The 13,544-nt window shown below is 72.3% G+C and carries 14 protein-coding genes and 1 riboswitch; of the genes, 12 read left to right on the top strand and 2 right to left on the bottom strand.

Translation table 11 applies throughout. The features are described 5' to 3' along the window. Positions 1-372 precede the first annotated feature (372 nt). The 3 genes from OG589_RS28030 to OG589_RS28020 are packed head-to-tail and all read left to right on the top strand — an operon-like array spanning position 373 to position 2,860. Positions 373-1,329 carry a methionine ABC transporter ATP-binding protein gene (locus OG589_RS28030; protein WP_405140771.1) on the top strand — a complete coding sequence of 319 codons (957 nt, stop codon included), beginning with the start codon at positions 373-375 and terminating at the stop codon, positions 1,327-1,329. Next, on the top strand, positions 1,326-1,982 hold the full coding sequence (locus OG589_RS28025) for a methionine ABC transporter permease (protein WP_405140770.1): 657 nt from the start codon (positions 1,326-1,328) through the stop codon (positions 1,980-1,982). Before OG589_RS28030 ends, OG589_RS28025 begins: the two co-directional genes overlap by 4 nt. 53 nt (positions 1,983-2,035) lie before the next feature. Further along, positions 2,036-2,860, top strand: coding sequence for a MetQ/NlpA family ABC transporter substrate-binding protein (locus tag OG589_RS28020; RefSeq protein ID WP_405140769.1), 825 nt, complete (start codon positions 2,036-2,038; stop codon positions 2,858-2,860). On the opposite strand, the gene OG589_RS28015 is transcribed toward OG589_RS28020, so the two are convergent. Continuing rightward, a complete protein-coding gene (locus OG589_RS28015) occupies positions 2,861-3,484 on the bottom strand; it encodes a TetR/AcrR family transcriptional regulator (RefSeq protein ID WP_405140768.1) in 624 nt (207 codons plus the stop codon). Between the two features lie 228 nt (positions 3,485-3,712). Between OG589_RS28015 and paaZ the strand changes: the two genes are divergently transcribed. From paaZ to paaE, 6 genes are all read left to right on the top strand, one after another. Then, entirely contained in the window at positions 3,713-5,746 is a 2,034-nt protein-coding gene (gene paaZ, locus OG589_RS28010; protein WP_405140767.1) for a phenylacetic acid degradation bifunctional protein PaaZ, read from the top strand. 84 nt (positions 5,747-5,830) lie between these two features. After that, the gene (gene paaA / locus OG589_RS28005; RefSeq protein WP_405140766.1) at positions 5,831-6,793 is read left to right on the top strand and encodes a 1,2-phenylacetyl-CoA epoxidase subunit PaaA; all 963 of its coding nucleotides are present in this window, start codon (positions 5,831-5,833) and stop codon (positions 6,791-6,793) included. Further along, a complete protein-coding gene (paaB, locus tag OG589_RS28000) occupies positions 6,790-7,071 on the top strand; it encodes a 1,2-phenylacetyl-CoA epoxidase subunit PaaB (RefSeq protein ID WP_405140765.1) in 282 nt (93 codons plus the stop codon). The genes paaA and paaB overlap by 4 nt, the downstream gene beginning before the upstream one ends. Before the next feature lie 7 nt (positions 7,072-7,078). Continuing rightward, entirely contained in the window at positions 7,079-7,978 is a 900-nt protein-coding gene (gene paaC / locus OG589_RS27995; protein WP_405140764.1) for a 1,2-phenylacetyl-CoA epoxidase subunit PaaC, read from the top strand. After that, a complete protein-coding gene (gene paaD, locus OG589_RS27990; protein ID WP_405140763.1) occupies positions 7,972-8,466 on the top strand; it encodes a 1,2-phenylacetyl-CoA epoxidase subunit PaaD in 495 nt (164 codons plus the stop codon). The genes paaC and paaD overlap by 7 nt, the downstream gene beginning before the upstream one ends. A 7-nt stretch (positions 8,467-8,473) precedes the next feature. Continuing rightward, positions 8,474-9,556, top strand: a complete 1,083-nt coding sequence (gene paaE / locus OG589_RS27985; protein WP_405152142.1) for a 1,2-phenylacetyl-CoA epoxidase subunit PaaE — start codon at positions 8,474-8,476, stop codon at positions 9,554-9,556. Positions 9,557-9,564: 8 nt separating this feature from the next. Here the strand turns inward: paaE and OG589_RS27980 are convergent, their stop codons facing one another. After that, positions 9,565-10,131 carry a histidine phosphatase family protein gene (locus tag OG589_RS27980; protein WP_405140762.1) on the bottom strand — a complete coding sequence of 189 codons (567 nt, stop codon included), beginning with the start codon at positions 10,129-10,131 and terminating at the stop codon, positions 9,565-9,567. 81 nt (positions 10,132-10,212) lie between these two features. After that, positions 10,213-10,326, top strand: a riboswitch (cobalamin riboswitch). Between the two features lie 34 nt (positions 10,327-10,360). Between OG589_RS27980 and OG589_RS27975 the strand changes: the two genes are divergently transcribed. From OG589_RS27975 to OG589_RS27965, 3 genes are read left to right on the top strand one after another with little or no spacing between them, the layout of a single operon-like run. Further along, positions 10,361-10,573 carry a CbtB domain-containing protein gene (locus OG589_RS27975; protein WP_405140761.1) on the top strand — a complete coding sequence of 71 codons (213 nt, stop codon included), beginning with the start codon at positions 10,361-10,363 and terminating at the stop codon, positions 10,571-10,573. Positions 10,574-10,592: 19 nt separating this feature from the next. Then, on the top strand, positions 10,593-11,354 hold the full coding sequence (locus tag OG589_RS27970; protein ID WP_405140760.1) for a CbtA family protein: 762 nt from the start codon (positions 10,593-10,595) through the stop codon (positions 11,352-11,354). Positions 11,355-11,399: 45 nt separating this feature from the next. Further along, positions 11,400-13,517 (top strand): putative cobaltochelatase, encoded by a 2,118-nt coding sequence (locus tag OG589_RS27965; protein ID WP_405140759.1) that lies wholly within the window; start codon positions 11,400-11,402, stop codon positions 13,515-13,517. Positions 13,518-13,544: the final 27 nt, after the last annotated feature.

Here is a 13,544-nt window from a genome sequence, read left to right as displayed (position 1 = left end):
GGCTCCTTCCCGGCCAGGTCCGCACCCATCCGCGGCTACCGTCAGTAAAGTAGCATCTACTCTTAGCCGTCTTTCGCGAAAACTCCTCAAAGTCGGCGGCCGGGCAGCTTGGCGCGACGCGGTTCCCCGGCCACGCAGCGGTTTTCCGTGCCCGAGAACGGCCAGATCCGGTCAGTGGCCCGGATCACACTTCCGATCGGGAATGGTGAGAACGCGTGGGGCGGTTGGCCTCAGCATGACGCTTGCCCCGCCTTTGACCTGGTCGTTGCCCTTGGCCGACCGGTCGATCCGCGGGTGCCGCGGCCGTCTCTGAAGGGGGATCTCCCTTACCCGGCCGTCCTGCCCGCCTCCAATTTCGGATATAACCTACCTGTGATACATGTTTCTGGCCTGCGAAAGGTCTACGGCACCGGCGTCGTCGCGCTCGACGGTGTCGACCTCGACGTGCGGGAAGGCGAGATCTTCGGTGTGCTCGGGCAGAGCGGCGCCGGCAAGAGCACGCTGCTGCGCTGCGTGAACCTGCTGGAGCGCCCGACGAGTGGCACCGTGACCGTCGCGGGCCAGGAGCTCACCTCGCTCGACCTCGCGGGGCTGCGCCGCGCCAGGCAGGGAATCGGCATGATCCACCAGCACTTCGCGCTGCTCTCCTCCCGCACGGTCGCGGGCAACGTCGCCTTCCCGCTGGAGGTGGCCGGGGTGCCGCGCCGGGAGCGCGGCGCGCGCGTGGGCGAGCTCCTGGAGCTGGTGGGGCTCCAGGGCAAGGCCTCGGCTTACCCCGCCCAGCTCTCCGGCGGCCAGAAGCAGCGCGTCGGCATCGCCCGCGCCCTCGCCGCGCGTCCCAAGGTGCTCCTCTCGGACGAGGCGACCAGCGCGCTCGACCCGGGGACCACGCAGTCGATCCTCGCCCTGCTCAAGCGGCTCAACGAGGAGCTCGGCCTGACGATCCTGCTGATCACCCACGAGATGCACGTCATCAAGAGCGTCTGCGACTCGGCGGCGATCATGCGCGACGGCCGCGTCGAGGAGTCCGGTACGGTCGCGGAGCTCATCGCCAGGCCTGGGTCGCTTCTCACCCGCGAGATCTTCCCGCTCCCCGAGCCCGCCCCGCCCGGCAGCGTCACCGTGACCTTCGCCGGGCAGTCGGGCGAGCCGGTCGTGTCGAGCCTGGTCCGCAAGTTCGACGTGGACGTCGACATCCTCGGCGGATCCCTGGAGGAGCTCGCGGGCGTGCCGGTCGGGCGCCTGCGGGTCAGGCTCGAAGGAAGGAACAGCGCCGAGGCCCTCGCCTACCTGCGCGAGCGCGGCCTGATCCTGGAGGAGGCCCGATGAGCGGCGACGACCTGCTGCAGGCGCTCACGCAGGCCACCGGCGAGACGGCCCAGATGGTGTTCTGGTCGGCGCTGCTCACGCTGGTGCTCGGCCTGCCACTCGGCGTGCTGCTGGTCGCCACCGACCGCGGCGGCCTCATCCCCGCCCCCGCCGTCAAGGCCGTGCTCGGGGCGATCGTCAACGTCGGGCGCTCGCTGCCGTTCATCGTGCTGATGGTCGCGATCCTCCCGTTCACGCGCCTGGTCACCGGCACCACGATCGGGACGGTCGCCGCGATCGTCCCGCTCACGCTCGGAGCCGTCCCCTTCTTCGCCCGGCTGGTGGAGACCGCGCTGCGCGGGGTCGAGCGGGAGCTCGTCGAGGCCGCCCAGGCGATGGGCGCGAGCCGTACGAGGGTCGTGGCGAGGGTCCTGCTCCCCGAGGCCCTGCCCGGGCTCGTCGCCGGGCTGACCGTGACGATCGTGGCGCTGATCGGGTACTCCGCGATGGCCGGGGCGATCGGCGGCGGTGGCCTCGGCGACCTCGCGATCAGGTACGGCTACCAGCGCTTCGACACCACGGTGATGATCGTCACGGTCGTGCTGCTCGTCGTGGTGGTGCAGCTCGTGCAGAGCCTCGGCGACCTCCTCGCCCGCCGGCTCTCTCACAGGTAGCCATTCCCAGGGCTTTCCCCCAATGGCAATAGACGGAGAAAAGGAGATATGACGTGCGCAAGTTGATCGGGGCAGTGGCCGCCGCCACGCTGGCACTGGTGCTCACGGGCTGCGGAGGATCGGGCTCGGAGCCGGCCGCCGCCAAGGACGACGTGCTCAAGGTCGGTGTCAGCCCGGTGCCCCACGGGGAGATCCTCAAGTTCGTCAAGGACAAGCTGGCCCCCGCCGCCGGGCTCAAGCTGGACATCGTGGAGTTCACCGACTACGTGCAGCCGAACGTCCAGCTCCAGGAGGGCCAGCTCGACGCGAACTACTTCCAGCACCGCCCCTACCTGGCCGACTTCCTCAAGTCCAAGGGTGGCAAGGAGCTGGCCTTCGTGCAGGCGGTGCACCTGGAGCCCCTCGGCCTGTATTCCAAGAAGGTCAAGAGCGTCGGCGAGCTGGCCGACGGCGCGACCGTGGCCGTCCCGAACGACGCCACCAACCTCGGACGCGGCCTGAAGCTGCTGGAGGACAACGGCGTGATCAAGCTCAAGCCGGGCGTCGGCACCGCCGCCACCGAGCGGGATGTCGCGGAGAACCCCAAGAACCTCCAGTTCAAGCCGCTTGAGGCCGCACAGCTGCCGCGCTCGCTCGAAGACGTGGACGCGGCCGTCATCAACGGCAACTACGCGCTGGAGGCGCAGCTCAAGCCCGCCTCCGACGCCCTGGTGCTGGAGAAGGCCGAGGCCAACCCGTACGCCAACGGTCTCGTGGTGCTCAAGGGCCAGGAGGGCGACCCGCAGGTCAAGAAGCTGGCCGAGCTGCTGGCCGGCCCCGAGGTGAAGAAGTTCATCGAGGACACCTACCAGGGCTCGGTGATCTCCGCCACGTCCTAGTCAGGAGCCGCCTTCGACGGTCTCCTGGCGGAGACCGTCGAAGGCGATCTTGCAGACGGTGTCGGCGAGGGCGTCGGCGCCCATGCCGCCGCGCGGCCGGTACCACTCGGTCAGCGAGTTGACGAGCCCGAAGACGAGGCGGCTCGCGACGGCGGGATCCACGTCGGGACGTACGTCGCCCTCGGCCTCGGCCTGCTGGACCAGCTCGCTCACCATGTGGTCGAACCGGCGGCGGCGGGCCAGCGCCTGGCGCTCCACCTTGGTGTTGCCCCGCACCCGGAGCAGGAGGGTGACGAAGGGGAGCCGCTCGACCAGCACGTGCACGCTGCGCCGCACGAGGTGCTCCAGCTTGTCGATGGCGCGGCCGTCCATGGCGGCGGCCTCGTCCGCGACCTCGAACAGGCCGTCCAGGGCGCGGTCGACGGCCAGGCGGAGCAGCTCGTCCTTGCCGGTGATGTGGTGGTAGATCGCCGACTTGGTGATGCCGAGCCTGCGGGAGAGGTCCTCCATGCTGGTGGCCTCGTAACCCCGCTCGTTGAAGACCTTGACCGCGACGGCGAGCAGCGACTCGAGGTCGTAGCCGGGGCGGCCTCGTCGCGGAGGTGTGACGCGGGCGGTGGTCATCGCAGGAGTATCCCAGCCCTCCCTCCACGGGGTGTCACGCGCCTTGCATACTGACCGAACGGCCGGTTAATAATGATTTGTCGCCAGTTAAGGGTCGTGGTTCCGCCGCTGTCAAGGGCACGCCCTGGAAGCCGGCGAAAACGGGTAGGAGCGGAGAGGCGCACCAGATGGACGGGCGCCTGTCCGGACGAACGGCCGGTATGTGATTCCTCGATGGGGAGGTCCGCGATGGCCCCGCTCAGCAGCTACGTCAACGGTTCCTGGCAGGTCCCGGACGACGAGGGAGCCCCGCTGCACGACGCGGTCACGGGGGAGGAGGTCGCCAGGATCTCCTCCGCGGGGGTCGACTTCGGCGCCGCCCTTGCGTACGGGCGCCGCACCGGCGGTGCGGAGCTGCGCGCCCTGACCTTCCCGCAGCGCGCCGCGCTGCTCAAGGCGCTGGCCTCCCACCTGCGCGAGCACCGCGAGGAGCTGTACGAGCTGTCGCTGCGCACGGGGGCCACGCTGGGCGACTCGAAGTTCGACGTCGACGGCGGCATCGGGGTGCTGTTCTCGTACTCCAGCAAGGGCAGGCGCGAGCTGCCCGGCGACACGGTCTACCTCGACGGCGGTGTGGAGCCGCTCGGCAAGGGCGGGTCGTTCGCGGGCCAGCACCTCTACACGTCCATGCGGGGCGTCGCCGTGCAGATCAACGCGTTCAACTTCCCCGTCTGGGGGCCGCTGGAGAAGCTCGCGCCAGCGTTCCTGGCCGGGATGCCGTCGCTGGTCAAGCCGGCGAGCCAGACCGCGTACGTGACCGCGCGGCTGGTGGAGCTGATCGCCGGGTCGGGCATCCTGCCCGAGGGCGCGCTGCAGCTGGTCTGCGGGAGCGCGGGCGATCTGTTCGAGCACCTGACCGAGCAGGATCTCGTGGCCTTCACCGGCTCGGCGTCCACGGCCCAGAAGCTCCGCACCCACCCGGTCGTCGTGTCCCGTTCCGTGCGCTTCAACGCCGAGGCCGACTCGCTGAACTGCTCCATCCTCGGCCCGGACGCCGTCCCGGGCACCCCGGAGTTCGAGCTGTTCGTCAAGCAGCTCGTGACCGAGATGACGGTCAAGGCCGGGCAGAAGTGCACGGCGATCAGGCGCGCGTTCGTCCCGGCGGACCTGCTCGGCGAGGTGGCGGAGGCCGCCGCCGCCCGGCTGGCCAAGGTCACGGTGGGAAACCCGGCCGATCCGTCCGTGCGGATGGGGGCGCTGGCCGGCCTCGGGCAGCGTGAGGAGGTCCGCCGCGCGCTCAAGGCGCTGATCCCGGCGGGCTCGGTGGTGTACGGAGACCCGGAGCGGGTGGAGGTCGTCGGCGCCGACGCCGAGCGGGGGGCGTTCGTCTCGCCGGTGCTCCTGCGCGTGGACGACCCCGACCGGCCGGAGCCGCACGAGGTGGAGGCGTTCGGCCCGTTCAGCGCGCTCATGCCGTACACCTCGGCCGAGCGGGTGATCGAGCTGGCCGCGCGGGGCCAGGGCAGCCTGGTGGGTTCGATCGTCACCGGGGACCCCGCCTTCGCCCGCGAGGTGGTGCTCGGCACCGCTCCCTGGCACGGCCGCCTGCTGGTGCTGGACGCGGAGGCCGCCAAGGAGTCCACCGGGCACGGCTCCCCGCTGCCCGTGCTCGTGCACGGTGGCCCCGGCCGAGCCGGGGGCGGGGAGGAGATGGGCGGCATCCGCGGCGTGCTGCACCACATGAACCGCACCGCCGTCCAGGGAAGCCCGGCGATGCTCTCGGCGATCACCGGCCGGTGGGTCCCCGGCAGCGAGCGCACCGTGACCGAGGTCCACCCCTTCCGCAGGCACCTGGAGGACCTCAGGCCCGGTGACACCGTGGTCGCGGGACCCCGCCGGGTGAGCCTTGAGGACATCGAGCACTTCGCGGAGTTCACCGGCGACACCTTCTACGCCCACATGGACGAGGAGGCGGCGAGGGCCAACCCGTTCTTCGACGGCAGGGTGGCCCACGGCTACCTGATCGTCTCGCTGGCGGCCGGGCTGTTCGTGGACCCCGACCCGGGGCCGGTGCTCGCCAACTACGGGCTGGAGAACCTCCGGTTCCTCACGCCGGTCTACCCGGGGGACGAGCTGTCGGTCACGCTCACCGCCAAGCACGTCGACCCGCGCGAGGGCGCCCCGTACGGGGAGGTCCGCTGGGACGCCGACGTGACCAAGCAGGACGGGTCCTCGGTGGCGAAGTACGACGTGCTGACCCTGGTCGCAAGGCGCGAGACGTGACCTGGGACGTACGGACTTGCGCCGGGACAGGTCGCGGAGCGAGACTGATAACTGACCGAATGTTCGGTAAAGGGGTGGCGGTGTATGGCTGACCTCGAAGGGTATTTCGACCGCACGATCGAGCGGGACCAGCGCGTCGAGCCGCGCGACTGGATGCCCGACGGCTACCGCGCGACGATGGTGCGGCAGATCGCCCAGCACGCCCACTCGGAGATCATCGGGATGCAGCCCGAGGGCGAGTGGATCACCAGGGCGCCCACGCTGCGCCGCAAGGCGATCCTGCTCGCCAAGGTGCAGGACGAGGCCGGGCACGGGCTCTACCTCTACTCCGCCGCCGAGACGCTGGGCGCCGACCGCGCCGAGCTGACCGCGATGCTCATCGAGGGGCGGCAGAAGTACTCCTCGATCTTCAACTACCCGACCCTGACGTACGCCGACGTGGGCGTGATCGGATGGCTGGTCGACGGTGCCGCCATCTGCAACCAGGTGCCGCTCTGCCGCAGCTCCTACGGGCCGTACGCGCGGGCGATGATCCGCATCTGCAAGGAGGAGTCCTTCCACCAGCGGCAGGGGTACGAGCTGCTGATGACGATGATGAGGGGCACGGAGGCGCAGCGGGCGATGGTCCAGGACGCCGTGAACCGCTGGTGGTGGCCGTCGCTCATGATGTTCGGCCCGCCCGACGACGCCTCGCCGAACACCGCCCGGTCGATGGCGTGGAAGATCAAGCGGCACACCAACGACGAGCTGCGCCAGCGGTTCGTGGACATGAGCGTGCCCCAGGCCGAGGTGCTCGGGGTGACGCTCCCCGATCCCGATCTGCGCTGGAACGACGAGCGGGGGCACCACGACTTCGGCCAGATCGACTGGTCGGAGCTCAAGCGGGTGATCAGCGGCGACGGCCCCTGCAACGCCCGCCGCATCGCCGTACGCCGCGCCGCGCACGAGAACGGCGACTGGGTCCGCGAGGCGGCTACCGCCCACGCGCGCAAGGCCGAGGCCCGCGAGGCGGGCGCCGTCGTGGCGGGCGCGGGGGCGGTCGCATGAGCGCCTGGCCGTTGTACGAGGTGTTCGTGCGGAGCAAGCGGGGGCTCAACCACGTGCACGTGGGCTCGCTGCACGCCGCCGACGACGAGACCGCTCTGCGCCACGCCCGCGACCTCTACACGCGCCGCAACGAGGGCGTGAGCATCTGGGTGGTGCGCTCCGACCACATCGCCGCCACCAGCCCCGACGAGAAGGACTCGTTCTTCGCGCCCAGCGGCGACAAGGTCTACCGGCATCCGACCTTCTACACCATCCCCGACGACGTCCCGCACATGTGAGGCCACCATGCCTTCCTCGGACGACCTTCACGAAACCGGCAACGCCTACGAGGCGCTCAACGAGGGCGACGACCCCCGCTGGGCGTACGGCACCGGGTTCGCCGACCCGCTGGACGGGGTGGACACGCGGGTGCCCGAGGGCGTGGACGGCGCCGACCTCGCGGCCTATTGCCTGATGCTCGGCGACGACGCGCTGATCATGTCCCACCGCCTGCAGGAGTGGTGCACGCGCGCCCCGGAGCTGGAGGAGGAGGTCGCGCTGGCCAACATCGCGCTCGACCTGCTCGGACAGGCACGGCTGCTGCTCTCGCGCGCGGGGGCGGCCGACGGGCCGGGCCGCGACGAGGACGATCTGGCGTTCCTCCGCGAGGCGGGCGGGTTCCGCAACGTGCGGCTGGCCGAGGTGGAGAACGGCGACTTCGGCCAGGCGGTGGCCCGCCTGCTGGTCTTCTCGACCTGGCGGCTGGCGCTGCTCGACCGGCTGACCGGCTCGCGTGACCCGGTGCTGGCCGCGGTGGCGGTCAAGGGCCTCAAGGAGGTCGCCTACCACCGTGACTACGCCGCCGGCTGGGTCGTGCGGCTCGGCGACGGCACGCCGTACTCGCGGGAGCGCGTGGCAGAGGGGCTCGCGTCGGTGTGGCCGCTCGTGGCGGAGCTGTTCACTCCGCACGAGGTGGAGCTGCGCCTGGCGGGGTTGGGTGCCGGGGTCGACCCGGCCGGTCTGCGGGAGGAGTTCGACGCCGTCATCGGCCAGGTGCTGTCCGCCGCGACCCTCACCCGGCCCGGCGACCTCGCACCGGACCTCACCGCGCCCTCGGGGCGCTCCGGCGTTCACACCCCTGCGCTGACCGAGCTCCTGGCCGAGATGCAGAGCGTCGCGCGTGCCCACCCGGGGGCGGCATGGTGACCGCGCGCGAGGTGGCCGAGAGGGTGGCCGATCCCGAGCTGCCCATGATGACCCTCGCCGACCTCGGCATCCTGCGCGACGTCTCGGAGACCGAGGGCGGCGGCGTGGTCGTCACGATCACCCCGACCTACAGCGGGTGCCCGGCGATGGCGGCCATCCGCGCTGATCTCTCCACGGCCCTGCGCGCGGCCGGGTACGCCGACGTGCGGGTCCGCACCGTGCTGTCGCCGGCGTGGACCACCGACTGGATCAGCGAGCGGGGCCGCAGGAAGCTGGCCGAGGCCGGCATCGCCCCGCCGGGCCCGGCCCCGGTACGGCCGCGCGGGCCGGTGCCCGTGACGCTCGGCCCGAGCCGCAGGCGGCCGAGCTGTCCCCGCTGCGGGTCGGACGACACCGAGGAGACCTCCCGGTTCGGCGCCACCGCGTGCAAGGCCCTGTGGCGCTGCCGCGCCTGCCGCGAACCGTTCGAGCACGTCAAGGAGCTGTGACATGACCATGGCGGGGGTAGGGGCGCGGCGGCGCGCGGAGTTCGCCTCGTTGCGCGTGGCGCGGGTGGACCGGCTGTGCGAGGACGCCACCGCGATCACCCTCGACGTGCCGGACGCGCTGGCCGAGGACTTCGCGTTCCTGCCCGGCCAGTCGCTCACGCTCCGGGCGATCGTGGACGGCCGCGACGAGCGGCGGTCCTACTCCATCTGCGCTCCGGCGGGCGGTCCCCTGCGCATCGGCGTCCGGGAGATCCCCGGCGGGCTGTTCTCCACGTGGCTGGTGCGCCATCTGCGGCCGGGGGACCATGTCGCGGTGCTGCCGCCCGGCGGGACCTTCACCGCCGACCTCGGCACTCCCGCCCACCATGTGTTCATCGCGGCCGGGTCGGGCATCACGCCCGTCCTGTCGATCGCCTCCTCGGCGCTCGCGGCGACCCCCGGAAGCCGGGTGACGCTGTTCTACGGCAACCGAAGCACCCGCACCGTGATGTTCGCCGAGGAGCTGGCCGACCTGAAGGACACCGCGCCCGCCCGAGTCGAGCTGGTCCACGTGCTGTCCAGGGAGCCGCGCGAGCCCGAGCTGTTCACCGGCAGGCTCGACGCCGCCAAGCTGCGCGTGCTGCTCCCCGCTCTGACGTCGGTGCCCGATGTCGGCCACTGGTGGCTGTGCGGGCCGTACGGGATGGTGCTGGACGCGCGGGAGGTGCTCGCGGAGCTGGGCGTTCCCCGGGAGCGCGTGCACAAGGAGCTGTTCTACGTGGACGAGCCGCCACCCGAGCCGGTTCGCCCCGAGCCGGGGCCGGGAGCGGGGGCCACCGCCGAGGTCACCGTGATCCTCGACGGCCGGGCCACCTCGACCGTGCTCCCGCGTGACGTCACCATCCTTGAGGGGGCGCAGCGGGTGCGGCCCGACCTGCCTTTCGCCTGCAAGGGCGGTGTGTGCGGCACCTGCCGCGCGCGCGTGGCCGGCGGTGAGGTGAGGATGCGGCGCAACTTCGCGCTGGAGCCCGCCGAGGTGCGAGCCGGATATGTGCTGACCTGCCAGTCGGTGCCGGTGTCCGACCAGGTCACCGTGGACTTCGACGTGTGAGCGGGCGTTCAGGAGGCGGGCGAGAGGCGGAGCCGCCAGCGCCCGCCGTGGGCGGTGAGCCGCACCTGCGAGAGGGGCTCCGCGTCGATCCTCCAGAACGCCTCCGGAGGCGTGCCCAGGACGTGGACGACGGCCGCCCTCATCACGGCCGGATGGGTGACCGCCACCACCTTCCCGCCCTCTTGGTGGCGCCTCTCCAGCCACGCGGCGACGCGGCCGACCAGGGTGAGCACCGACTCCCCGCCGTGGGGGGCGGCCGAGGGGTTGGTGAGCCAGGCCATCATGCCCTCGGGGTCCTGTCCTTGCAGGTCGGCCAGGGTACGGCCCGCCCAGTGGCCGTTGTCGCAGTCGCGCAGGCCCTCGTCGGGCTCGGCGGCGAGGCCGAGACCCGCCGCCGTCTGGCGGCAGCGCAGCGACGGCCCGCACAGCGACCGTCCGGAGCCGGTGCCGAAGAGACGCGCGGCGTCGGCGACCTGCCGCCGGCCCTGCTCGTCCAGACCCTCGTCGAGGGGAAAGGCGGCCCGGTGCAGCGCCTCGGTAGAACCATGACAAACCATGACAATTCTCGCCGTCACCTGTATCCCCCTCTGTGGGGCGAGAGGGGTAATTGTCACCCTTCGCCCCCATTGACGGACTAGTGGTTCACACCGTAGCGTCCAAGCGACATTGTTGACGGTGTGGGGAATCCAGCGAGACTCTGGTACGGCCGCGCCACTGTGACCGGTCCTTCGGGCCCGGGAGTCAGACCCTCCGTCGTCACCGCCAGCCCGCATGGGACGCGTGATCCCGAGGAGGCAACACCCCATGGCCCAAGCCGCCGTTCCGCATTCCCAGCCCGCCCCCATCAGCATTCCCGTTCGCGAATTGCTGCCCTGGGCGGTGTTCGCCGGCGTTCTCGCTCTCGTCCTCATCTACTTCGTGGGTGCGGAGCAGGGCGCCACCTCGCTGATCTCCGGCGACCTCGTGCACGAGTTCCTGCACGACGGGCGTCACCTGCTCGGCTTCCCCTGCCACTGACGCGGGGGACTGTCACAGCATGGTGAGAAACCTGCTGGTCCGCGGCATGCTCGCGGGCCTCATCGCCGCCGCCCTCGCCCTGGTGTTCGCCTGGATCTTCGGCGAGCCCCAGGTGGGAGCGGCCATCGCGCTCGAAGGACACGCCGGGCACGCGGCACACGCCACGGAGGCCGCCGCGGAGGCCGTCGCGGCGGAGCCCGAGCCGGTCAGCCGCGGCGTACAGTCGACCGTGGGCCTCGCGACGGCGGTCGGCGTCTACGGCGTCGCGGTCGGCGGCGTCTTCGCGCTCGTGTTCGCCTTCGTCTACGGACGGCTCGGCGCCTTCGGCGCCCGGGCCACCTCGGTCCTGATCGCCCTGGGCGCCTTCGTCACGGTCGAGCTGGTGCCGTTCCTGAAGTACCCGGCCAACCCGCCCGCCGTGGGCGACCCCGGCACGATCGGCCGCCGTACGGTCGTGTACTTCGCCCTCGTCCTGATCTCCGTGCTCCTCGCGGTCGCGGCGCTGTACGTGGGCCGCCGGCTGGCCCCCCGGTACGGGAACTGGAACGCGACGCTGCTCGCGCTCGCCGGGTTCCTCGCCGCCGTGGTCGTGGTGTGCCTGCTCATGCCCGTGGTCGACGAGGTGCCGGCGGGCTTCCCCGCCGCCCTGCTGTGGAAGTTCCGGCTCGCCTCGCTCGGCACGCAGGCCGTCCTGTGGAGCGGCATCGGGCTCGCCTTCGGCACGCTGGCGGAGCGAGCGTTCTCCCCCTACCGCGCACCGGTGTCCTCATCCGCCGTCTGAGCAGGTCACCCGCGGTCGCGAGCCGCGGCGAAAGGACATCGACACATGCTTGACCGGCCCGTGAAGGCCGTACGCCACTACCCGTTCACCGCCGTCGTGGGGCTCGACAGCCTCAAGCTGGCGCTGATACTCAACGCGGTCTCCCCGCGTGCCGGTGGCGTGCTCATCCGAGGGGAGAAGGGCACGGCGAAGTCGACGATCGTCCGGGCACTGGCGGCGCTGCTGCCCCCGGTCGCCGTCGTCCCCGGGTGCCGCTTCTCCTGCGACCCGGCCGCTCCCGATCCCGAGTGCCCGGACGGTCCGCACGGCGCGGAACCCGCCGCGGCCGTACGGCCCGCGAGGCTGGCCGAGCTGCCCGTCGGGGCCTCGGAGGACCGGCTGATCGGCTCGCTGGACCTGGAACGGGCGCTGACCGAGGGCGTGAAGGCCTTCGACCCCGGCCTGCTCGCCGCCGCGCACCGGGGCGTCCTGTACGTGGACGAGGTCAACCTGCTGCACGACCACCTCGTGGACCTGCTCCTCGACGCCGCCGCGCTCGGCACGTGCTACGTCGAGCGCGACGCCGTGTCCGTGCGGCACGCGGCGCGGTTCATCCTGGTCGGCACGATGAACCCCGAGGAGGGCGAGCTGCGGCCCCAGCTCCTCGACCGGTTCGGGCTCACCGTGGAGGTCACGGCCTCGCGCGACCCGGACGAGCGTGCCGAGGTGGTGCGCAGGAGGCTGTCCTTCGAGGACGACCCCGAGGGCTTCGCCGCCCGCTGGGCGGGGGAGGAGAAGGACCTCGCCGCGCGCATAGCCGAGGCGCGCGGCCGGCTGCGCGAGGTGGTCCTCTCCGACGCCGCACTGCGTAAGATCGCCACGGTCTGCGCCGCGTTCGGGGTGGACGGGATGCGGGCCGACCTCATCACCGCGCACGCCGCCGTGGCGCACGCCGCGTGGCGGGGCGGGGCGGAGGTCACGGCCGAGGACATCAGGGAGGCCGTGCGGCTCGCCCTGCCGCACCGCCGCAGGCGTGACCCCTTCGACGCGCCCGGCCTTTCCGAGTCGGAGCTCGACGACCTGCTCGGCGGCCCGGACGAGGACCCCGACCCCGACCCCGGCCATGACCCGGATTCGGGTTCTGATCCCGATTCTTCGAGCGGGGGAGCGGGGGATCCGGGCCAGCGCTCGAACCCGGCGCGGGACCGTGCGTCCGACCCGCGTGATGACCGGTCAAACCCGCGCGGCGACGCGTCCGACCCGCGTGATGACCGGTCAAACCCGCGCGGCGACGCGTCCGACCCGCCTGGGACGGATGGCGAGCCCGGCGGGCGGAGCGGGACGGCGGGCACGGGCACACCGGCCGCACAGCAGCCGGCCGCACAGCCGGGCGAGCCCTACCGGGTGCGCCCGCTGGCCGTCCCCGGGCTCGGCACGGGAAGTCCGGGACGGCGGTCGCGAGCCCGCACGTCGTACGGCCGGATCTCGGGGTCGCGGGTGCCGCTCGGGCGGCTCACCTCGCCCCATCTGACGGCCACGCTCCGAGCGGCGGCCCCGTACCAGCGGGAACGCGGCAGGACCGGGCCCGGCCTGGTCGTGCGGGCCGGTGACCTGCGCGAGGCGGTGCGCGAGGGGCGCGAGGGCAACCTCGTCCTGTTCGTCGTGGACGCGAGCGGCTCGATGGCGGCGCGGCAGCGCATGGGCGCGGTGAAGGGCGCGGTGCTGAGCCTGCTCCTCGACGCCTACCAGCGCCGCGACAAGGTCGGCCTGGTGACGTTCCGGGGGGCGGGCGCGGAGCTGGTGCTGCCGCCGACCTCGTCGGTGGAGGCCGGCGCGGCGCGCCTGCGCGCCCTGCCCACCGGCGGGCGCACCCCGCTCGCCGAGGGGCTGCGGCGGGCGGCCGAGGTGGTGCGCGTGGAACGGCTCCGCGACCCCTCCCGCAGGCCGCTGCTGGTCGTGGTCACCGACGGGCGCGCGACCTCCGGCACGGACGCCGACGTGCTCCGGGCCGCGGCGCTGCTCAGGGACGTCGCCGCCGTGGTGGTCGACTGCGAGAGCGGCCCGGTGCGGCTCGGCCTCGCCGTACGCCTGGCGGCCCGGCTGGGCGGCGAGGCCGTACGGCTGGACCGGCTGGCCGCCGGCGGTCTGCGCGACCTGGTCCACGACCACAGAAGGGCGGCCTGACATGCCGCTGGGAACGGGAAAGGCGGT

Origin of the sequence: Sphaerisporangium sp. NBC_01403, assembly GCF_045040145.1 — a bacterium.
GTDB classification, from domain to species: Bacteria; Actinomycetota; Actinomycetes; order Streptosporangiales; family Streptosporangiaceae; genus Sphaerisporangium; species Sphaerisporangium viridialbum.
This window is presented reverse-complemented; position numbering and strand designations above follow the sequence as displayed.